We start from the raw sequence: 21899 nt of genomic DNA, 5'->3' as shown, positions 1-21899 counted from the left end.
GAAAAACGCACCTTGCAACAGCATTAGGGGTGAGTACAATCCAGCAAGGCAAGCGAGTACGTTTCTACAATACCGTTGATCTGGTTAATTTGCTGGAACGGGAGAAACGGGATGGTAAAGCTGGAGCTCTGGCAAAGCAGCTATCCCAGGTTGATGCTGTAATTTTAGATGAACTGGGCTATTTACCATTTCCAGCGTCGGGGGGCGCGTTGCTGTTTGACTTAATTGGTCATTTATACGAAAAGACCTCACTGATCATTACGACTAACCTGTCATCTGGAGAGTGGGTGTCAGTATTTGGCGATGCTAAAATGACCACTGCATTACTCGATAGAATTACCCACCATTGTGACATCCTTGAAACTGGCAATGATTCCTGGCGTTATAAGCAGAGAAAGAAAACCTCAAAATAACTGGTCAAATTTGCACGCTGTTTAGTGGTCAATTTTCAACGCTGATTGGCATACTCCGCCATTTGGCTCATTTTCTCTCCGCTATTCACACTAATTTTAGTTTGCTTTAATTTATTATCCAAAAATTTAGCAAGGATATAGCCTGATGGTAAATGAGCAATAAACATCTTTTATGTTCTCTGTTTGTTTTTATTTCGGATCAATCACACATAAGTCCCCACCACCATAATTACATTGATTTCGCATGATACTGACACAAGGTTTAGCTTCTCCATTTAATAGCATCAGGAAAGACTTTTAGTCCTGAGAAGCGCTGCTTCGCAAGGCAGGCGATCAGAATATCCTGCAACCCTCGGTTTTTCAGCTCAGTCAGAACATTTAGCCAGAACTTGGCACCTTCATTCTCAGCCATCCACATGCCGAGCTGTTCTTTGTGTCCATCAAGATTAATGCCTAAGGCAAGGAATACAGTCTTATTGATGATACTGCCATTATGACGGACTTTAACCACCATACAGTCCATATAAACGATGGAACGATTATAAATGTCGTCAAACCGCCAAAGCTGAAATCACAGAGTCCATCGAGATATTTTATAACCGGATGCGCAGGCACACGCAACTGGGGTCATTTCCTCATCATCTCAAAATACGACTACATTCAATCCACCCCTAGCCCCTTAAACACAGCATCCACCGGATCTGCATAGAAACTGGTCTGGAACTTGGTAAACAGTTCAACTGGAATTGTCGGAATATCTGCAGCACTACTCATTGGCATTGCAACCTTCTTGGCACCTGCATCGAAAGCAACTTGAAGGCATTCAGCAATACTTTCCACTGGTGTCACAGAACCACCCAAGCTCATATCACCCAATACCACCATCTGACTTTGTACCGATCGTCCTAACAGGCCAGAAGCGAAAGCCACTAAACTTGGCAAGGCAAGATGGCTGAGCGGCCCGGTATTCTGTAATTCCACCACATGTAAGTGGAAGTCATGTTCTAGCACCTTACTGCCACCCGATATTCTGGATGCATTGGCCTTGAAGTAGTCAAATGCGATCTTGACCTGCTCCTTGGCACTGCTTGAATTCCATAAGCCTGATGTCGCCAATTTTCCAGAACCTTTGGTCACTTGAAGTTCTAAGCGGTATAACCCCGGCATGCCTTTATTACTGAGCCCGATGGTATACAGAAAACCTGGCTTGGCTGGACCATCTGGAATCAGTCCGCCACCACCCTGCTCTTTGACTGAGACAAAATGTTCTTCGAGCGTCTCATTATCAATGTAGCTGAAATACACATCATAGAATTCCATGCCACCAATTTTCTTCAGCTGCTCTTTGACACGACGGCGTAACTGCAGCGCATATTGAAGACATTGCCGTACATCTTCTTTATTAAACTGACCGTGTGGGTAGAGCAACTTCATCAATCCAGAAACCGTCTTGCGAACGGCAATCACATCGCGCTGATTCAGGTTATTTCCGAGTTTGAAGTACTTCTCAATGGCATCCGCAAAGCTACGCTTGCGCATTTCCCGGAAGAATTCAGCCAGATAATCAACAATCAGGCCATAACGGTTGGTGAAGAACTCCGGGCGCATCTTGGGAATTTCCCAGCCGGGGATATAAGCATGAAAACGATCGAAGAATGCCGAATCAATCATGGCTTCTGGGAACGGCGCCAATAGATGACTGGTTTTTACCAAGGATTCAACACTTTGGTTGATATTACCTACAAAAACCATCGAAGCTGAGGCTTCCATCTGTTCCCGGCCACGGGCAAAAGATCCTGAGGCCATGTAGTCTTTCATGATCTGTACGCCATCTTTGTCCTTAAAGGAAATACCGGCAACTTCATCAAAGGCCACCACATCCCACAACCCCACCAGACCAATACGGCGGCTACTCATGTTATAGAACAGATTGGCGACAGTCGTTTGTCCACCGGAGACTAAAATACTATTCGGTGAACACTCTTTGTAAATATGGCTTTTACCGGTACCGCGTGGTCCCAGTTCACAAACGTTATAGTTATTTTCAACGAACGGAACCATGCGTGCCAACAAGTGCCATTGCACCTCCTCTTTTAAGGAAGCTGGTTCCATGCCGATCGAACGGATTAAACTCTCGCGCCACTGATCAGTGCTTAATGCAGCCCGTCCGTTGAACAGCTCATCCATATTCATATTCGGCATTTGAATCGGCTTGAGTAAGCTCACGCCAAATGGAGAACTGGTCTGCCCTTCATCAAAGTAGTAGCTGAGCGTAGCAATGACCCAGATACCACCAACAAGTAATTTTTCATACTCTTTGACGATGCCTGCCGAGATTTCGGCATCTTTGATACCCAGATTACTAAATGATGCTTCGTATTTGTCCTTACGCTCATTCAGCTTCACCGTGACCCGATCAATGACCTTATAACTGCCCCGTTCACGAACCAGGGATTTCACCTTCTCGGCTTCATCAGGACGGACGTAGTTCTCAGCCAGTACGGTCTTTACGTTACGTAGTCCCTGTTCAATGATCTCTGGATCATCCGAGGCACAGTACATCCCCAGCAGGTATTCGAGTACATAGACCGGGACATTGGCCCCTTCTTTGATCAGTTTAGTCAGATCCTTACGTACCACCCGCCCGGCAAAGTGTTCATTCAGCAGCTGATCCAGTTCTTTATCGTTAGCAGATTCCATGTAGGCTACGCTCTATCGTTAATTCGTTATCAGAAGAAGTCATCGGTAAATGCCAGATCAATGGTGACCTTATAGCGCTGCATTTCGATATTCAGGTCTTTGTCCTTCAGTACCAGGAAGTAATCTTTCTTACGGTCAAAATCAGTGCCAGATAATGACAGTCTGACCTGTTTGACCCGATCGGCAACAGAGTCGGTACTGCTATCAAAAGTCAAAGTTTCTTCACTGGAAACTTTAAGATCCCCATCATAAATGGCAATCGACAGGGTCACTGGCATGACCAGCTCACTGACAGCTTCAGTTTGCATCAAATCAAACTTCTGGATGTTATTGACCATCTTCAGCGTGGATTTGGTAGAAATGACCTCAACTTTACGCTTGGTCCGCTGTCCAGCCTTTTCACCACGTAGCTGTTTTACCATCAGTACCGGTACCACAATTTCCTGAGGCATGATGCCGCCATGCACGAAACGTGAGCCTCCTACGAAATGGAAACGGTTCGCCCCTTTTGGAATCCAGAAATCAGTCGCAGATAATGTGCCTGCCGTAGCTTGGGTTGAGCCTTTCCAGGCTTCCTTGCTCTCTGGTAAACCATGCCCAATCACATAGCGTTTTTTGCTCTTCAATGTATTGGCAGGTTTTTCAGTCAAGCTTGAACGATCCGCAGATTCCAGTTTACTTTGCTGGAACAGGAAGCCATGGTCGGCTGTAATCAACAGGGTAGAAATATTGAAGTGCATTAAGATTTTGCGGCTGAGTTCGGTCAGTTCCTCAATAGCATGTTCCACAGCCATAAAGGTTTCTGATTCTGTAGAGGCACTGTCTCCCCGAGCATCAATCACGTTGTGATAAACGTAAACCAGCTCATGGTCTTTCAGCGCTTCACGGCCTTCATCACGCGACCAGCCTTTTACCATTTCAGCGGTGACTGCCAGACCATTATAGGCCGCCAGAATTTTGGATCGTGCTGCAGTCCCTTTGCTGGACTGCCCATCTACTAAAACATCATCCCCTGCGGCCTCTTTGTACTCCAAAGTCTGATGCGGCAATAACGAGGCCATGCCAAGTGTGGTGTAACTTGGGACAACGCCCAGCTGTGAAGACAAGGTCGCTTCAGAATAACGCTTTTCATTAATACGATCACGCAGCTCTACCGCAGCTTCATAGCGAAAAGCATCACTGATAATTACCACAATACGGCGTTTCGTTGCAGAACTGAGTAAGGGTCTGACGTGGGTATCGTAGAAGTTCTGCTGATTTGGGATATCTGCCACTTTCCAGACATTCAAGCGTTGCTCAGCTTCAACCCGCTCTCCCCAGTTTCGTGCCAAATGGTCAATAAACCAGTAGGAATAGCAATTTTCGACTTCTTCATCAAGTTTTTTCAGGATATCGACATGAGCGCGTTGAGAAGCAGCACTGTAGTGGCGATAGGCCATATCAAAGCGATACAACTCCTGCTCGTAGGCTTTATACAAGGCTTCACTAGAGTCGAAATAGAACCCAGAATCAAACTGCAATCGCAGACTGAACAGCTCAATCGCTGCCTGCAACGCTGTATAGACGGTACGGTATTTACGGCGGGTTGCATCGTCCTTATGTTTGGAAGCCCAATAACCATCCAGACGGGTAGAAATAATCGTTCTGAAATGTTCCAGTTCAGCTTTGGTTGCTGCAGGGATCTGGCTGGCCAGATCGACAATGATCTTTTGTTCAATCACTTCAAAAGTCATGACATCGAGCAGCTGCTCCAGATCAAAGGCCCCGACCTTCTCCTGGATCCGCAGTGCATTGGCCACGGTCTGGGAAAGCGTATCGAAGGTTGGGTAGTATTTGGAGCTGTCTCTCCAGCGCGACAAAAAGGCTCTGGCTGTTGCACGGGAGCTGACTGCTGACATCACCAGTTCCTGAGCCCATAGCGGTATATCGCCCAGGCTTTCACAGAAACCTGTAGTCATCAAACGGATAAAGAACGTACCGAGCTTGAATGGCACTTCCCCATTCAATTCTTCAACCGATGCTGGATAACCAATTTCCGCCTGTAATGCGGTGACCAAAGCTGGCACCAGTTGGAACTTTTCCAGTTCAGCAAAGGAGTCTGGATTTACTTCCAGACTCAGATTCTGCTGTACCATTTCATCTGCCAGTGCCAGAACGATATGCATGAGTTCGGCACTGTCAGCCTTGACCACAGCCGCAATCATGGCCATATCCAGATTCTGTTCATCTGCATCAGGCTGGATGTAGCGTTTTAACGCGCTCAGACGTGCTTTGGCTTTAAGGAATTCTTCACGTTTGGCTAGATGTTCTCTTAGACTCTGCTGCTGTAAACCCAGCTCATTGAAAATAATCGAGAAACGATCGGCATAGAAGCTGCGAGAATATAGCTTGATGTCCAGTAACCAGTCTTTTTCGGTCTCAGGCTCAGGACTAGGGAAATACAGCAAGTATTTACCCTGCTGATCCTCAAGTTCCAGTTTGAGCTTGATCTCCAGACTCGACACTTCTGCCATATTCAGAATATGAACATCATTCAGTTTTAACGCCTTTACTTCTTCGCTAAAGGACTGTTCCGCATCGTACCAAAAGACGATTCGATGCTGTTCAGTATAAAAGGCTTGTTCCAAGCCTTGCTGAAGTTGACTTAAATTCATTGCAGCACCTGTGAATCCACTTCTTTTTGCTTTTGTTCCCATCTATCCAATAAGTATTTTATTTTTGGATATGCTTTTTCAGAATTTTCTAGAATATCTTGTTCAACTGCTTTAAGTTGCTCAAGTTCGAATTTGATTTTAATTTCAGGACATTCAAAAACACTAATTAAATCAAAAACTTTATAATCATCATTAGAAGAAAAAATAGGTTTAAAAAGAGAATGATCTTCATTTGATTTTATTAAATGGTCATACGCATTTTCAGAAATGAGCACTCTTGGATAGTTCGCCAGTTTAGACTCTATGTAATAAGCCTCGTTCATTGCCGGCCCGAATAGTGCTCCACTTTCCTCATGGATTAGCTTTCCTAAAGCAATCCCTCCACGCAACATCATGCCTAGGTTATAAAAAACTAGAATTTTTATTAGATAAATACCTTTTAATAACAACAAACAAGATCCTGAGTCACTACTAGGACAAGAAATAACGAATGAGTCTGAAAATTGAGTAATATCTAAAGTAAATAATTCAGATAACTCCTCAATGATATTATCCCCATACACCTCAGATGCCAACTGAAAAGGCTTATCAGTATGAGCTAAAAAAATTGGGATAGTGTCGTAGATCGCTTTTTTTAAAGGCTCTTCTTTACAAGAATGAATGAACTCATATAACGCTTCTCTAACTCTTTCATCCTTTAATGATTGATCTATTGTGGCTTTAAAGCCCAATAGATCAATGAAACAAACTAAGCGTTCCTGATAGTCCATTATTTCTCCCCCGTCACTGCTTTAACTTCAGCCAACAAGTCCCCAAACTTGCCGTAGTTTACTTTCACCCCATCATCGAGATCTAACGTAATACGCTGATCGGCATAATGACGCAGCTTTTCTTCAAAAGTACTGAGTTCAGCCTGTTGCTTATGCAAGTCTTGCAGTTTTTTCTCGATACGTTTGATTTCAGCCGCAGAGTCACTGCTTTCTTTTGCTGTTTCCAGAGAATTAGCATAAGCAGCCATTTTGGAAATGAGTGGCATGACGTATTCGGTACGCATACGAGCCAAAGTACTTTCGTTATAGCGGTGCAAGTACACCAATGCCTGGAAAGCCCCTTGCTTACCACTGCTAAATAACCAGTAGATCGGGCGCTTTTTATAGGTTTGCATGTGGTCTTTATAGAACTTGCTGGCTAGGTAACGGCGAATGGTGTCTTCTGCTGTTTCACTGGCTTTTTTATCCAAGCTTTCTGCCAGCCACAGCATATTGGCCTCTAGCGTGTCTTTACCCCAAACCGCAGCTAAGAACTCTCGAATACGATGGGTGGCATCATCTTCAAACCAGTGCATTTCGGTCAGTGGAATAATGCCGTCCGCATCGGCTTGGAATGCTTGATAGCGACTGGCATCAAACTCTTGATTGCCTGCATGGGCATAGATCAAACCTGGTTCATCCAGGCTATAACGTCCCATCATGCAGCCAAGGGCATAAGAGACTAAACGCTGACTGTCTTTTTCACGGTCGGCACGGGTAAGCGTAATTTGTTCATCTGGTACATCAGGCGTCAGTTCATCCTGTAAACCGTAAGCGTCAATAAACAGCTTGTTGTTTTCTTCTTCCAAACGTTTCATTTCAGCGACGGCGTCAGCATTTTGTTGTTGCCATGTGTTGAATGCTTGTTCTAAATTTAGCTGCCCCGTACGAATGATTGGATTTTGAGTAAAGTCCCATGAGGTTTCATAGGAGTCCCAGTCAGATTTTGAAATAAAAATATTTTGTGAAGCTATAGATAAAACTCTATTATCTGACAATACGCTTTCAGGAAAAGGTAGATTCTTAATATCCCTTGTTTGAAACTCAATAGTTGGATTTAAAAATTTAAGGAAAAAAGATACTACATTTGTCGTTAAATAAGCTGCTAATATTTTAACATCTATATTTTTAGTAAAACCTGACGTACCTTTTACATCAAAGAAAAATCCTAATGGAGTAAAACGACAACCAAAATCAGCTGAGCTCGTTGCACTCCATGAAACCCCCTCTTTTAACATGTAATGTAAATTCTGAATATATCGTGACCAATGCTTTCCATTATTCCTAATAACAGCAAAATCTTTAATTTCTTTGCCATCATTAGACCAATTTAATACATAGAAAATATTTCCATACCACTTCCTATAAGGTCCTCCTTTATTATATGGAAACCATTTATAATCAGAATCTGTGACTTCTGACAAGTTAGAGAAACCAATTCCAATTTTCTCAAAACTTACTTCTGACCAAATTTTTAGAAATCGATCATTATCTCCTGTATTTTGACCTACTGCTGCATTCATCAAGCTACCAAGAGATGGATTATCTAGAAATGCTTTTCGTACTTTATCACTCATCCAGTAAGCAATAGGAGACCCTGGAATTTTCTTAAAATCATTCTGAAAAGTTGCATCAAAGCGATTTAATCCTGCTTTTAATTCAACTTCTTTAAAATCTTGTGCTGTATCTGCAAGTCTAAAAAATACTGGCTTAAATCTATCTAAAAGTTTACCTTGCATCACAAAAGCAGTCGTTTGTACGACGTCACCTGAAATTTCAGGGAATGCTCGTGCACCTAAATGTGCCATGGTTTGAATGGTACGATCTTGTAATAATTTTTCACGCATCGCTTCATATGACGATAAGAACATCCAACTTTGCATAGTGACCATGCTATTAAAGCCACTGTCTTTACACCATACAAAACCACGCTCAATAAACATGGCAAATAAGTCTGACTTGCTGTCAGGGAATGTCTTTTTGGCAAAGTCTTTTAAAGGTGTATTCATCCCCTTAGCACCCATATACGGCGGATTCGCAATCACAGCATCATATTGTTGAGCGAGTAATTTGGCTTGTTGAACGAGCGGTAACAGTTCTTGTGCTGACTGCTGACTAAAAATATCCCCTGACGCTAATGCAGCATTCAGCTTGCTTTCTAAATCAGGTAGTTTCTTAGCAAATGCTTGAGGAATTTGAATCAAAGAACCAAAGGTCGAAGCATGTTCAAATAGGTCTAATAATTCTTTTAAATCTGCCTGTGCAACACCGGTACTAGCCAATTCCTGACTGAATGCATCTAAACGCTCAGGTTGGCTGTCCTGTAACGCAATAATATTCAGCTTCGGTGGATTGCTGAATAAACGGCGGTCATCCTCACGCGCTTTCATTAACAATGCAAAACTGGCTAACTGTGCTGCACGGGTATCAATATCAATGCCGTACAGGTTATTTTCCAGAATCAAACGTGGAATATCACGGCTGCGGTAACCACGTTCTAAATAAATTACTTTGAGGCAATCATAGGCTTCCACCAGAATATGCCCCGAACCACAGGCCGGATCGAGCACTGTAATACTTTCAGGGTTTAAAGTATCGCCATCTTCACTGATCCGCACATCAATCAGCTGTTTTAACTGTGCATTGACTTCATTACTTTGCTCAGCCGGCTGAATATAGTATTCCCACTCACTGGCAAGCATACTTTCTGGCTGTGCCATCATCCATAGACGACCAACACTGTTTTGCACCAAATACTTCACAATCCAGTTTGGGGTGAAGAGTTGTGTCGCTGCAGGAATATCTTCACTCTTGACGACTTTACCAATCACCTGGTCTTTCTTTTCAGAAATATAGAATTGATATAACCAGCCAATAATCTGCACATCCGACCAATCTTCTTCCGGAATACTGGTCACTAAATCACGTATCAAAGAGTCGGTTTTGGTAAGATTATCCGGTAATAGTAGTTCAGATTCATCAGACACCTGTTCGAACAGCAGTGGCATCACCTGATTCAACGCATGACACTGCGCCAGTAACAATTCACGATAGAGTTCTTCGTCTTTATTGCCATCCAGCTTTAACTCAGCCACACGGCTGGCATCTAAACCTGGTAGGTCAATATCCAGACATTCTTCCAAAATCTGTGGCAAGCCTGCACTGCCATCAGCACTACTCAACACACGGCGGCCATGATCGAGTAAGCCTTTGCATTCCATATAGCGAATGGCACAGAGACGGTTAAACCAGCTGTAAGCGATATAATCAACCGTCTGCTCAAAACTGCTGGTTTGAATGCGTTTGATCAGCTTCTCACGAGGTTTCATGACGGATAGCGGAAAAACCTGATCGCCAATCAGCAGCAAGTCGCCTTTCTGTTCTGCCGGTAAAATACTGTCTGCGGTGATGCCATATTTGGCGGCCTGCTTGCGCATCGCTGCGATAAAATCATTTCGTGCTTGCGGTGCGTATTTTTTAATATGACTGGTATTCATCTTTAAACCTTTAATTAATGACTGATGCTGATATCCCTAACCCGAGTTAGCGGATACGCACACGCTTTTTATCACTCACAATTTTTTTCAATTCAGCTTTGAGTGCGTCTACAAACTGATCCACTGATTCTTCCGTTTCCAGATAGACACTGCTGGAGGTTTTGCTGTAAATGCTGGCGACATCGACTTCTACCACCGGTTTCGGTGGCACTACGGCTGTCACAGGCTGTACCGGACTCGCAGCAGGTGTTGATCTAACTGGGCTAGAGGTGGTTGCAGTGTTGGTTACACTCTCTGCTTTGCTCTGAGCCAGTTGTGCCGCTTTGGCCTGACGCTGGATTTCCGCCTGAACTTCGCTTTCCAACTCATATAAGGCTTCATCAAAACGCTCGACGCTGGTTTGGGTTTGCAGCATATAGATGGTGGACAGGCTAGTTTCCACTTCAATATCTGTTTTCAGCAGTTGTAGTGGGCGTAATAGCTTGTTACTCAGCTCAGCGCTAGCGATGCCACTGTTTTTAATCTCGGCTTCTAACTGCTTGATCTTGTCATCAATGTGTTCTATCGCCTGACTGCGCTTCTCAGTCAGCAATTGCTCATTGACGCTTTCCACTGTGCGAACCAAATCAGCCACTTTATTTAACAGGCCATAGGGCGATTCAAGGGTGGCAATACGATGTAATTCGGAGAGGGCTTTTTTTGCCACATCATCACTGCCCAGTGCCTGTTTGTTTTTCTCAAAATGACGTAAGGCCTGTTGCAGTTGCTGCCAGCTTGGCATCTGGTTGCTAAAGAATTCATGAATGTCACGATAATCTTCTTCCAGATCCAGATAGTCGTCCTTGTTCTCGACCACGGCTTTAAAGAAATCGAAGCTGTCGCTATTGGTCAGCAGACGTTCCAAAGTCAAAATCGACTTTTCAATCACTTTCTTGCCCGGAAACTGCCCGACATCAGTTTTACTCTTATAGGACTTAAAGTTGGCTAACCAGTTTTTAAAATGTTGGGTATAAAATTCAAATAGCTCTTTCTCTGTCGCTGGTCCCATAGCCGAGAACAGTTCTTGGGTCAGTTGGCGTGCCTGTTTCAACACCTGATCATCAGTCTGGCGCTTTTTAATAATGGAAACATCACGGCGACGGCGGCTGTTTTGTAAAGGCTCAAAGGCATCTTTTAACTGCAAGCTGCCGCCATTTAACTGCAGTGAAATCCGCCCCATCGCAGCCAACTGCCCTACCAGAAGTAAAATCTCGGCATCTGGCCAACCATAAGGGCGTTTGGCAAAACGATCGACCACATCCGAGACCAGAATACGCTCTGTACCAGTGGCCCGTAGTGCAATGTACTGCTCCACTTCCTGTAGGGCTTTCGGATTGCTCTGCCCGCCATCCAGAGACAATCCGAGCTGCGCCATATCATCCACAGTCAAGACGGCGTTCAGTTCACGCCAGGCATCCTGCTGATAGACCTGCAGATAGCTCAGTTTGGTATAAGTGTTTTCCAGCAAATAACGACAAGCCTCATCCAGCTTGGTGGTTGGACTTGAAGATGAAAGTTGTAGATGTTGACCCAATGCATAACTTTCCGCGTCCAACAGCATTTCTTCGACCCGGGCACGCAGGCGTTTTTTACGCTCCTGGTTCTCACGGCCACGGTCTGCCAGGATACGGCTGATATCCGATTGGGTGCCATCATCATTTAACCGAATAAATTTATTGGTTTTCAGCCAGGTGCGCAGTTCATTAAAGAACTGTTTATCGTCTGCCAGTTTAAACAGCACTTGTTTTTCGGCCTCGGCGCTCTTACCAATACAAAAAGCTTCTGTGTAGAGGTTATATTCCGTATCCAGTGGAGAAATGATTTCAACTTTCAAATCGCTCTCATACTTGCCATCCAGGCTATGACCATCCAGAAAACGACCAATCTGATAGTCCATCTTGTTGGCTTGATGGCGGTATTTGTTCTGATCCCTCAGTAAATCTTTAAAGATCAGGTTGGCTAACTCTTTATTCTCTTCTGAAGCCGCTAAGTCTGTGGCTTTAATTTTACGGGTGATATCGCGTTCTTCATTGGTCAGGAACAGGAACTCATCACCATTCCTAGTAATCAGGCTCTCTTTTTCCAGACGCAGTAGGCTTTCTTCAATCCGCTTGCGTAATGCCAGCTTATCTTCATCAATTTTCTCAATCGACAAAGTCACCAGGTTATCCAGCGTACCTTTGATGATATCGACATAGCGGATCATGAACAGGGTACGCAGCATCTGCACATCAAAACCATCCAGTGTCTTATTCTGCCCTGCCTGGTCGATGGTACGCTTCACTGCTGTATCCAGGAAGCCTTCGACTGAAGTATAGAAGCGGTGGAAAGGAACCAGTGCCCCGACTTCATCTGTGGCAATCGCATTCGCGGCCATCTGGAACGCATCCAGCATGGATCGTTCACCATAGGCCAGGTGTGCACCAGTCGCACCGACCTTACGGATTTCTTCAAAAACTTTTTGCACCAGCTGGAAATGGTACGGCGCAAAAGGATAGTTATGGATAAAGCTGTCTGGACCCTCATAGTTCTTGAGTGTTGGGCCTGAACGGTCAAAGGTAATCTGATTTTTGAGAATATCACCCTTTTGCTCAAACACCGATCTGAGCAGTGCTTCAGCTTCCGGGGTTTTTCGTAATAAACGTTTCTGGATGACTTCATCGGTATTTGAACTGGACAGTGATAACCGGGTTTTAAAACGTCCAGCAATCTTGGAGAAATCATTGGCTTTGGAAGAAGACATCTCACCTAAAACAGCATCGATGTCTGCCTGTGAGGTGACGATAATCCAAGCACGGCCTTTACAGATCGTACCCAGGTTTTCAGTAATGGTTTGCAGTGTCAGCATCAAGCGGGTATCGCTGCCAATAAACTGCCCCACTTCATCCACCAGGAACAACATGCGGTGCTGGGGTCCTTTACTGTCCAGGTATTCTTTCACCCACTGACAGAAGTTTTCGACCGAAACACTAAAGGTCTGCTCAGAATCCTCAAACCATTTATGCGCAGCTTCAGCAGATAAGTTGAGGGCCTGGGAAATCGCGATTTCGACATCATCCTGATAGAACTGATAGCCGTCACGCTCCTCTAGCCAGGACATGCCGCTGGATTCTTCAAAGGCCTGTTTAAAGCGCTCATACACCCCTTTCTGGCTCAGATGACGTTCCATATGGGCAATATGTGGATGGTCAGCACTAAAACCCTGATACTCGTTAAACACACGTAAAAACACATTCAGGATCGGATTGCCATCATCATTGGAGCTGGCTTTACTGTCGATGTTAAACAGGATGACATCGGCATGATGGCTGACGGCCTTGCCAATATCCGCACGGATAAACGCATCACGAATTTTGCTTTCATCAAAGAATTCTGCGGCGCTACGCTCGTTACCTTGCGCATCGCGTGCCACTTTATTGGCCAGAATATACGACAAGGTCTTCAGGAAATGTGATTTACCTGAACCAAAGAAGCCCGAAATCCATACGCCGACACGATTGGCAATCGAAGGATCGCTTAGATCTGTGCCATAAGACTGGAAAAAGTCCCGAAAATGCTTTTCCAGTTCATTGGTGACCACATACTCATCGAGTTCCTGATAAACCGTGGTATTGTCATTCTGGTCTGCTTTTACGACCCCGTTAATCGCACGATCTAATGGCTTGTAAAAAAGTTCTTTAATGTTCATCTCAATCAATTCCCCCGAATTCTTATTTCTATTTGCCGTGTTTAAGGCACTAATCTGAATGCTCTGTAGTAATTGTTGCTTGGAATTTTTCCAAATAAACTCATCGCTTGACCGTCGTAATAGCCCGGGTAAAACAGCACCACTGGCTTATGCCCCAGTAACGAATGCAAACTGTTCAATAAGTGATGGGCACGTAACAGTGGCCAAACCGACCCTACCCCGGTCATCAACACAATATCTTGCGCATTGGTGGCATATTTACTCACCAGATACGGCGCGAACTTATCCATATGCAGTGGGCCCTTTAAGGCTTTGAGCAGCGCTTCATCACCTTTGGCTTTTTGCATTTGAATGGCTTTATCGATGAAGTTACGCTCAGCCAGATAATCCACCACGGCTTGCAGCAGGTTGATATTCACCACCTTCAGCTGACTGTGTTTTTTCTCCAGCATCCCGTCTAGAAAATGCAGATATTCGCGCACTTTCAACTCATCTTCAGGCGCATAATCAAAAATCCAGAAGCCAATTTCATTGCCCAGTCCTTGCCCGGTGAGAAACTCGGTGGAAAGAATTCGCTCTGGAATCTGGTTCAGACGCTCATGTATTTTTTGACTCATTGTTGCCCCTCTACAACTAACGCGTCCATACCGACACTTCCATAGATCTTTTAATGCGTTGTTTATAGTGTTCTTCCAACAGGCTACGCAGCTCTGCTCTGACGATCACGCGCTGCAACTCCAGCTTACGAGTACTTTTTAAGTAACCGGCTTCTGCCAGCATGCGAAACACCACCTGCCCCATTTTTTTCTTGCTGGACTCTTTCCAATCACAGATATCAAGATCGCGTTGTGAACGCTCATCCAGAAAGTCTGACCAGATATAACTGTCCAAGTGTTGCGCCTGAGAGATATAGGCATCCCTCATCACCGTTTCCATAAACTCAAGCAGCAACAGGTTGCGTTCCAGTGCGCCACAAAAAGCCACCTGGGTCGCCAGCTCATCATCCCCATCACGCAAAGCTTTCCAGAAATCAGGCTCTAAGCGCTCCAGACGCTTACGAATGGCAGTGGCGTTACGTTGGGCTGAAGCAGGCGTTCTTTTTTGCAGAATATTGTCAATCTGAATGGCCTGATGCCATTGTTCTGGAGTCGCTTCTCGTAATAACAGATCCGCGATCAGCCGGCTTTCACGCACCATCAGGGAACCGCCAATCAGGTCACTGTCATAATGAAATTGCTCTAACATGGCCAATCTCCTATGAGGCCTGATCAAACAGGTAAGACGACAGCTTTTCGATATCTGAGCGTTGTAGTACCAAGGGATATTTCAAGGCATCATCCGCCTCAGCCAGCGTGATCGCGGCCTGATATCGCTGCAAAGTATAGTGAGCCAGGGCTTTTTTCACCGGAATCTGTAATCTGCCATCAGGCATGCCGAAGTCTTTTTCGACCAGCGCTTTTTGAGCTTCATTCAATTTTGGATTAGGGATCAGCGTCAGTATAATTTCTTCATGCCATTGCTGATCTTGAGCAGGGTCTACTGACTCAATCGCCACCACAACAGGTGTGCGATCAATTCTGGAGAGTAAAAAGTCCTTAAACTGCTTGCTCTGATGGCAATAGGCACGGACATGCCAGCGAAAACCGGTATACACCAGGGTATGTGGGGAAATCATGCGTTCATGCCACTGCGGATTCTGCATGGAGGCATAAATCATTTTTAAAGTACTTTGGTTGCGGCAGGCACGCAAAACTTCCCGAGTCACTTCAGGACGCACACTGCGATCGGGTAACTGGACCGCTGATAGATTCGGTTCTGGTGTCGCAATCAGGGCATGCGATTCACTAACCAAGCCCGAGAGCATATTGAGATATTCATTGATATGCGCTGTAGTCAGTACAGGCTGGAAGCTGGCTTTAGGCACATAACCCTTGACTGATGGGTCATGAATCAAGGCATCGGGGTTATACAGCGTATTATAGCGCTTGATATCCGCAGAAGCCTGCTGCCGACTCAGTCCAAACCAGCTCATCAAACGATTGGTAACCAAACGACCTTCCCAGTACGCAAGGAGTTCAATGGCTCTCATTCTGAGAAGGACTTCATGCTTATCTGTGGTCATATACCAATCAGTCAATAAATAGCAGGTTTAAGATTACCCTACAGCAAATATACAGTAAACATTTTTGACGGTATTTAAAGGTAGTATTGCAATCATCAGATAAAAAATATACTAGTATCCTGATGATAGCCGTCAAAGTACGATCTCTAGCAGATCATGGATCCTGGTATAGCGCGTGAATTGAGCTAAATTTTAGAATGAGAGCAATATGGGTTTTAGATTTCGTAAAAGTATTAAATTATTCCCGGGTTTTAAAATTAATTTGACCCATAAAGGCATCAGCAGTGCCAGCATTGGCAAACCTGGTGCTTCTCTAAATATTGGGAAAAAAGGTACGCGAACCAGTGTCGGCATTCCAGGTACGGGACTATCTTACTCTAAACACCAGCCTTACTCTAAAAAGACCCGTGTTCCACAACCGACATCGCTAGAACACACGGAATATAATCCTCAGAATTTAGAACAACCGAAGACAAAGATCTGGCCTTGGATTATTTTTGGAATATTGTGTTTTATGGTGGGTGCCGTCATTTTTTAGCAAGAACAGCATTGTATTTTGATCAAAAAAAATGCCCACATGGATGAATGGGCAAACTAAGGAATTAATATCCTTCAGAAACTCCAGCGCAATTCTCGCTACTTTCAGTAAGCGACTCTGGCTCAATCATGAGGGTCTGACTCAATCGAATCGAGGTAAATCGATCCATCACAATTGGAGCATAAATTATGCTTGAATACATTCTTAGATGATGCTGAAAAGTCTTTGAGTTTTAATCAATAAATAAGAGTATTCATGTCTACCCTCAACTTTACTTATTTTCAGATAGCAACCAATCGAGAGCACTCATTTTTACAATACCATTATAATTTGCTTCAGCCCCTATCGTGTCTAAGGTAAGTAAATATTTGGGATACGAATCAGAAATTTTCTGTAATGGACGTAACTCTCGGCCGAGTGTCTCCTCATTGAGCGTTTCTAATACCACTTGATAATAAGTTAAATTCTGTAAAGTATCGACAGCAACAAAATCAATTTCATATTCATCAACCCGCCCTACATAGACCGTATAACCTCGTCTGATAAGCTCAAGATAAATTACATTTTCTAAGATATGACCTTGATCAGCATTAGCATCAGGCAACATAATCCGGCGCAATCCGACATCAACTAAATAGTATTTTTCAGAGGATTGTAATAACTCACGCCCGCGTACTTTAAATTGTGCAGCACTATAAAATAACAAACTGTCCTGTAAGCCCTGAATATAGCGTTTTACTGTTTCAAATGAAATTTTAACCCCACTTGAAACAAAGGTATTTTTAATTTTATTGATGGAAATAGGTGAGCCTGTCACGCTTGCCAAATATCTTGCGACACGCTCGAGAGAGTTAATATCGGCAGTATTCAAACGGGGAATAACATCTTTAAACATTACACTGGCATAGACCGCTTGCAAGTAATCATAAGTTTCTTGCTGGCTAGTCATGGCAAGCGTATAAGGGAAACTACCGCGCGTATACATGGCATACAAATCACGATTGGATAATTGTTGGATGATCGGATTATTTTCAATATGCCACTGTTTAAATTCTTGGAATGACAAAGGTAGAACATGTTGCTCGATATAGCGTCCTGTAAGTAAAGTCGCAAGTTCTCCACTTAGAAAGAATGCGTTTGAGCCTGTAATATATAAATCGATATAATCCCGAACATATAAAGAGTCGACCACTTTCTCAAAATTGGTAACATGTTGTATTTCATCTAAAAAAACATAGTTTTTTTTACTTTTATCAACTTTGGACAATACATAATCATGTAGTTTACGGTAATCGGTGAGTTCTTCAAATTCCATAAATTCGAAGTTGATGGCAATGATGTTTTCGGCTTGTACACCCTGTGCTTTTAGGTCTTGTTGAAACATCGCCAATAAGGTGGATTTTCCAGAGCGACGTACACCTGAAAGTACTTTAATGACATCACGGTTTTGCCATGTATTCAGAAATTTTAAGTAACCATCACGTCGAATATTAGCGCTTCTCATTATTTACACTTAGAATCTAAATTTTTAATAAATTCTATCAAATTTTAGAACTCATATGTAAATACATTTAACTTTTAAAAAAGTTTAAAGGTTAAGTGAAACATTCAAAGGTAATCCCCCCTAAAAATAATTGCGTTTAAAAGTAGAAAGTCGAATAACTTTGATTTAAGGAGATTTTCTATGAAAACATCTAAGTATTCAGACAGCTTGATCATGAGTATCTTGAAGCAAGCTGAAGCAGGAACACCCATACCGAACTTGTGCCGCGAACCTGGTATGAGCTCTGCTACATTCTACAAGTGGAAGTCCAAATATGGCGGCATGGATCTTTCAATGATGACGCGGCTTAAAGAACTTGAGGCTGAAAATGCCCGTTTAAAACGCATGTATGCTGATGAGCGGCTAAAGTCAGACGTCTTGCAAGATGCACTTTTAAAAAAGTTTTAAGGCCTGTTCAGCGAAAGTCACTTGCTCAGCAAGCTACTGAGCAATTTAAGATTTCAATCAGCATGGCCTGGTTAATTTTTAAAGTCAGTCAGAGGCACTGTTGCAAATAGAGATTTGAGTCGATGAAGTTCCCTTTAAAAAGTGCTTAGAGACCGAAAACCCTGTTGATTAGACACACTTCACCCTGAGGCTGACCATAATAAAATGACGATGCTTGTCCTTTACGTAGTGCACGCATGACTTCAATACCTTTAATTGTGGCATAAGCCGTCTTCATAGATTTGAATCCTAATGTGGCCCTGATGATCCGCTTTAACTTACCATGATCACATTCAATGACATTATTTTTATAATGATGGTACTTTTAATGTGCATTAATTGGTTGAGCCACCAGCTTTACGCCCAGTGCATGACATACCCTGCTAATGGTATCAAAGCGTGGGCTGGCATCACTGCGCAGCGCCTTATACAGGGCTTCACGGCTTATGCCACTATCCTTGGCTATCTGGCTCATGCCGCGCGCCTTGGCAATATCACCCAGCGCAGCAGCCAGCAATGCGGGATCATCTTCTTCCAGAATAGCAGTCAGGTATTCAGAGATTGCCTCTTCGCTATCCAGATAGTCCGAGAAATCAAACACTGGCAAATCAGAAACTTTAACCACTACTTAACCCTCCACGGTTTTAACAAGTTGAATGGCTTTGGCAATATCGCGCTGTTGCGTGGCCTTATCACCACCACCCAGCATAATTACGACCACGTCGCCCCGCTGGATGTAATACATACACCAGCCTGGACCGAAGAATTCGCGCATTTCCCACACGCCTTCCCTAACTTGATTAACATCACCAAAATTGCCAAACGATACCTTTCTCAGGCGAGCTACCAGTCTGGCCTGACTAAGGATATCCTTCAGGCTACCCAGCCATGCATCAAATTCTGGCAATCGTCTAATTTCAATCATACATCATATTGTATTCGAACGACTACACCTAAGCAATGTTTGCGGGGAAGTATATCATGCTAACCCTACGTCCCTATCAGGAACGCACATTGGCCGAACCGGCGTTGTATCTACACAATACCCATAAACAGGTTATATCTGTCCTGTGGATAACTTTTCTAACATCGACCCTTTGTGTAAAATTTAAAATTAACCTCGACCCTTTGTGTAAAAACTTTATTAAAACTTCGACCCTTTGTGTAATAACCTCGACCCTTTGTGTAAGTGACTACTTCTACAGACCTTTGATAGCAAGCTTCTCCAGAGTTATCCACAAGCTAAGTAGATATTAAGTAGATAATGTATTAAGTAGATAATGTATTAAGTACAATAATCGCAGATTTAAAAAGCGAAAAGCATTTTTAAAGCATCAATAATTAAATGAATTTATTCAGGCAAAAATTGATTTTCAGGGCGATAACGACAATCTGAACCACACGGTTTAATCCACTCTTCGCCCATTTTATGTGCAATGACATGAACAACAGTCGTAAAGTAAGCAGACTTATTACTGATTTTTGGATTTAAGCTCATTAATTCCTTGAACTCACCAATTGCTCGATGAATCAGGTTTTCCGAATAGTGTTTTGCAATGGAATAATATAATCCTAAATTTGCTTTATTTGATCCTGTTAGAGCCGTCATGTCTGCTACAATATTTTCAATAAGTATTGGATCAGTGTTTATGATTTTTACTGATTGATCAGCTAGTTTTGCGACACCTTTACTACCCTTCTTTCGATCTTCAAAGGGTATCGACTTAAAAATCAGCTTGAAGTCTTGGCTATCAACCGTTTCAGACAACTCAACTGTCAAAATATTTTTATTAGAAAGTTCCAGTCCGTTTAAATTTCTAATCAACATCTCACCAAGCACCTTACGCTGAGATTTATGCTGATAACGGTGAGCTGTGAGATTGAGTTCACCGACCAGATTTTCTATTCGTCGCTCCAGACGTGTGTGGGATGCAAGTATCGAATCAATGCGGCCATACAGGATTTTGGCGACGCTAGACCGTATTGCCTTACGAGCGGTAAAGTTAACTGGAGTGGTAATGTTATTACGGATATTATTGCGGATATTTTCGTTAAACTGAACGGTAACCCCACTTTGGCCAGAAAGCCCTCCCCGCTCTTCTAAAGTGGCATAGTTAAACGTTTCAAGCACACGCTGGTTTTTGGTTGTCATAAAACGCTGGGTTATATCCTGAAACGATAAAACCCAGGACACATTGGTAAAGTACAGTACTTCCAGCTCATTTAAGATAGCTTTTAAATTTTTACCGCTGGTTGGCATTTCAAGCTTGCGGGCAATCTGAGACAAATTAAGTTTAAATGGCTCATTGGGCATACCAAGCTCACGCCAGAACCACACTAAAGCCAGATAAACATCATAAGTACGCGCGGTATAGCACCGGCCATCCTTTGCTGGTGTAATTAAAATACTGGCAGTCCCTTCCTTGCCATTAGGTAATTCAAGCCGCCATTCTTTTTTACGGATTTCCTTTAAATCTGGCGATTTGGTATGCGGGAAAATAAAGTTTGCCCAGCGGTCATAGTTACGTTCAGTTGAAATAATTTCTGACAGCTCTTTACTCTCACCAGAAGGCAATAAAGAAAGCTGTAGCTCTTCCACACTGCCTTTACCAGACCGTTCACTCTCCTGAGCAGAGACCACTGTTAACTCAAGATTTTGCGTAAGGTTGTCAGTGATTTCAGATTGTTGTTTTTTCCTTGGCATGATTATCCCGTAAGCTAAAGTTTACAGATAGTATCGAATTCTAAAAATGCTTTATTTACACAAAGTATCGAGCTTAAGGCTAGCATAGTCCAACCATGTTTTACACAAAGTATCGAAAATTTTATAGCTTATATTTATAAAATTTACGCAAAGTATCGATTTTATTTAGGTATTTTTTACACAAAGTATCGAAATATTTTAAGTAATAAGTTTAATAGATATAATTTTTGGGAGACTTAAACTGTTAACAGTATTAAAGTTAACTTTTGCGCATTAAAAAAATTTAATTTTTATCAAAGTACACAGTATCGATAATCGATAATCGATAAGCCATCATAACTGCCCAAATAATGGGTTAAATTAACCCTATGCAGACCCTGAAGTCACGTATAAATGATAAACATAACAGAGTGCTAAATGCTCTAGCATCTGAAATCAACTTTGGCGGGCATCAGGTCAATAACCTGTGTTTTAAACACTTGCAAGGTACAGGCAACTTCCTGTGAGCTTATGATGTGGCTTAGTACATAGCAAGCGCAACTAAAGCCGGATCAACCCTGCACCGCCAAACGGTACAGAACGTATCTGAGAAATTCATCACTCATCGTAAGCAATAACTGTATTAGCCCCTATAAAAACGGACAATTAACTGGCTAATTTCATCGCCAGGAATTCACGAGGTGATTTCATGTTTAACCCGCTGTGCGGATGGCTGCAATTGTAATCCTCTATCCACCTGGGTAAA

15 protein-coding genes and 3 pseudogenes are annotated in these 21899 nt (G+C 43.1%); 3 read left to right on the top strand and 15 right to left on the bottom strand.

Annotated elements, in window-relative coordinates:
- Nucleotides 1-413, top strand: a 413-nt coding sequence (locus E2B99_RS08445) for an ATP-binding protein (RefSeq protein ID WP_166739012.1), incomplete at its 5' end; no start/stop codon positions are given.
- A 277-nt stretch (nt 414-690) separates the two neighbouring features.
- Here the strand turns inward: E2B99_RS08445 and E2B99_RS08435 are convergent.
- The 9 genes and pseudogenes from E2B99_RS08435 to E2B99_RS08395 all read right to left on the bottom strand — a co-directional run.
- Nucleotides 691-945, bottom strand: a pseudogene (locus E2B99_RS08435) (transposase); the annotation flags it as partial.
- Between the two features lie 128 nt (nt 946-1073).
- On the bottom strand, nt 1074-3113 hold the full coding sequence (brxL, locus tag E2B99_RS08430; RefSeq protein WP_134244564.1) for a protease Lon-related BREX system protein BrxL: 2040 nt from the start codon (nt 3111-3113) through the stop codon (nt 1074-1076).
- A 29-nt stretch (nt 3114-3142) separates the two neighbouring features.
- Nucleotides 3143-5767 carry a BREX-1 system phosphatase PglZ type A gene (gene pglZ, locus E2B99_RS08425; protein ID WP_134244562.1) on the bottom strand — a complete coding sequence of 875 codons (2625 nt, stop codon included), beginning with the start codon at nt 5765-5767 and terminating at the stop codon, nt 3143-3145.
- Complete coding sequence (locus E2B99_RS08420; protein WP_134244560.1) at nt 5764-6537, bottom strand: hypothetical protein; 774 nt, start codon at nt 6535-6537, stop codon at nt 5764-5766. Before E2B99_RS08420 ends, pglZ begins: the two co-directional genes overlap by 4 nt.
- Nucleotides 6537-10073: a BREX-1 system adenine-specific DNA-methyltransferase PglX gene (pglX, locus tag E2B99_RS08415; RefSeq protein WP_134244558.1), complete on the bottom strand. Its 3537-nt coding sequence runs from the start codon at nt 10071-10073 to the stop codon at nt 6537-6539. The genes E2B99_RS08420 and pglX overlap by 1 nt, the downstream gene beginning before the upstream one ends.
- A 46-nt stretch (nt 10074-10119) precedes the next feature.
- Nucleotides 10120-13800 (bottom strand): BREX system P-loop protein BrxC, encoded by a 3681-nt coding sequence (gene brxC / locus E2B99_RS08410; protein ID WP_134244556.1) that lies wholly within the window; start codon nt 13798-13800, stop codon nt 10120-10122.
- Between the two features lie 41 nt (nt 13801-13841).
- Nucleotides 13842-14417, bottom strand: coding sequence for a DUF1788 domain-containing protein (locus E2B99_RS08405; RefSeq protein WP_004281985.1), 576 nt, complete (start codon nt 14415-14417; stop codon nt 13842-13844).
- A gap of 16 nt (nt 14418-14433) precedes the next feature.
- Complete coding sequence (locus tag E2B99_RS08400) at nt 14434-15045, bottom strand: DUF1819 family protein (protein WP_134244554.1); 612 nt, start codon at nt 15043-15045, stop codon at nt 14434-14436.
- 10 nt (nt 15046-15055) lie between these two features.
- Complete coding sequence (locus tag E2B99_RS08395) at nt 15056-15922, bottom strand: WYL domain-containing protein (RefSeq protein ID WP_134244552.1); 867 nt, start codon at nt 15920-15922, stop codon at nt 15056-15058.
- A 208-nt stretch (nt 15923-16130) separates the two neighbouring features.
- Here E2B99_RS08395 and E2B99_RS08390 point away from each other — a divergent pair, with 208 nt between their 5' ends.
- Nucleotides 16131-16460: a DUF4236 domain-containing protein gene (locus tag E2B99_RS08390; protein ID WP_000506885.1), complete on the top strand. Its 330-nt coding sequence runs from the start codon at nt 16131-16133 to the stop codon at nt 16458-16460.
- 271 nt (nt 16461-16731) lie between these two features.
- On the opposite strand, the gene E2B99_RS08385 is transcribed toward E2B99_RS08390, so the two are convergent.
- On the bottom strand, nt 16732-17964 hold the full coding sequence (locus tag E2B99_RS08385; protein WP_134244550.1) for an ATP-binding protein: 1233 nt from the start codon (nt 17962-17964) through the stop codon (nt 16732-16734).
- Nucleotides 17965-18144: 180 nt separating this feature from the next.
- Here E2B99_RS08385 and E2B99_RS08380 point away from each other — a divergent pair.
- A pseudogene (locus tag E2B99_RS08380) lies at nt 18145-18503 on the top strand (transposase); the annotation flags it as partial.
- A 53-nt stretch (nt 18504-18556) separates the two neighbouring features.
- Here the strand turns inward: E2B99_RS08380 and E2B99_RS15095 are convergent.
- The 5 genes and pseudogenes from E2B99_RS15095 to E2B99_RS08355 all read right to left on the bottom strand — a co-directional run.
- Nucleotides 18557-18763, bottom strand: a pseudogene (locus E2B99_RS15095) (DDE-type integrase/transposase/recombinase); the annotation flags it as partial.
- 12 nt (nt 18764-18775) lie between these two features.
- On the bottom strand, nt 18776-19075 hold the full coding sequence (locus E2B99_RS15090; protein ID WP_134244548.1) for an addiction module antidote protein: 300 nt from the start codon (nt 19073-19075) through the stop codon (nt 18776-18778).
- Nucleotides 19076-19078: 3 nt separating this feature from the next.
- Nucleotides 19079-19375: a type II toxin-antitoxin system RelE/ParE family toxin gene (locus tag E2B99_RS08365; RefSeq protein WP_134244546.1), complete on the bottom strand. Its 297-nt coding sequence runs from the start codon at nt 19373-19375 to the stop codon at nt 19079-19081.
- 426 nt (nt 19376-19801) lie between these two features.
- Nucleotides 19802-21154 (bottom strand): hypothetical protein, encoded by a 1353-nt coding sequence (locus E2B99_RS08360; protein ID WP_134244544.1) that lies wholly within the window; start codon nt 21152-21154, stop codon nt 19802-19804.
- Nucleotides 21155-21799: 645 nt separating this feature from the next.
- The coding region (locus E2B99_RS08355) for an integrase core domain-containing protein (protein WP_134244542.1) at nt 21800-21899 on the bottom strand (100 nt) is incomplete at its 5' end.

It is taken from the genome of Alkanindiges illinoisensis (genome assembly GCF_004377485.1).
Lineage (GTDB): Bacteria > Pseudomonadota > Gammaproteobacteria > Pseudomonadales > Moraxellaceae > Alkanindiges > Alkanindiges illinoisensis_A.
Note: the sequence above shows the minus strand (reverse complement) of the source record. Positions and strands in the feature narration are given on the sequence as shown.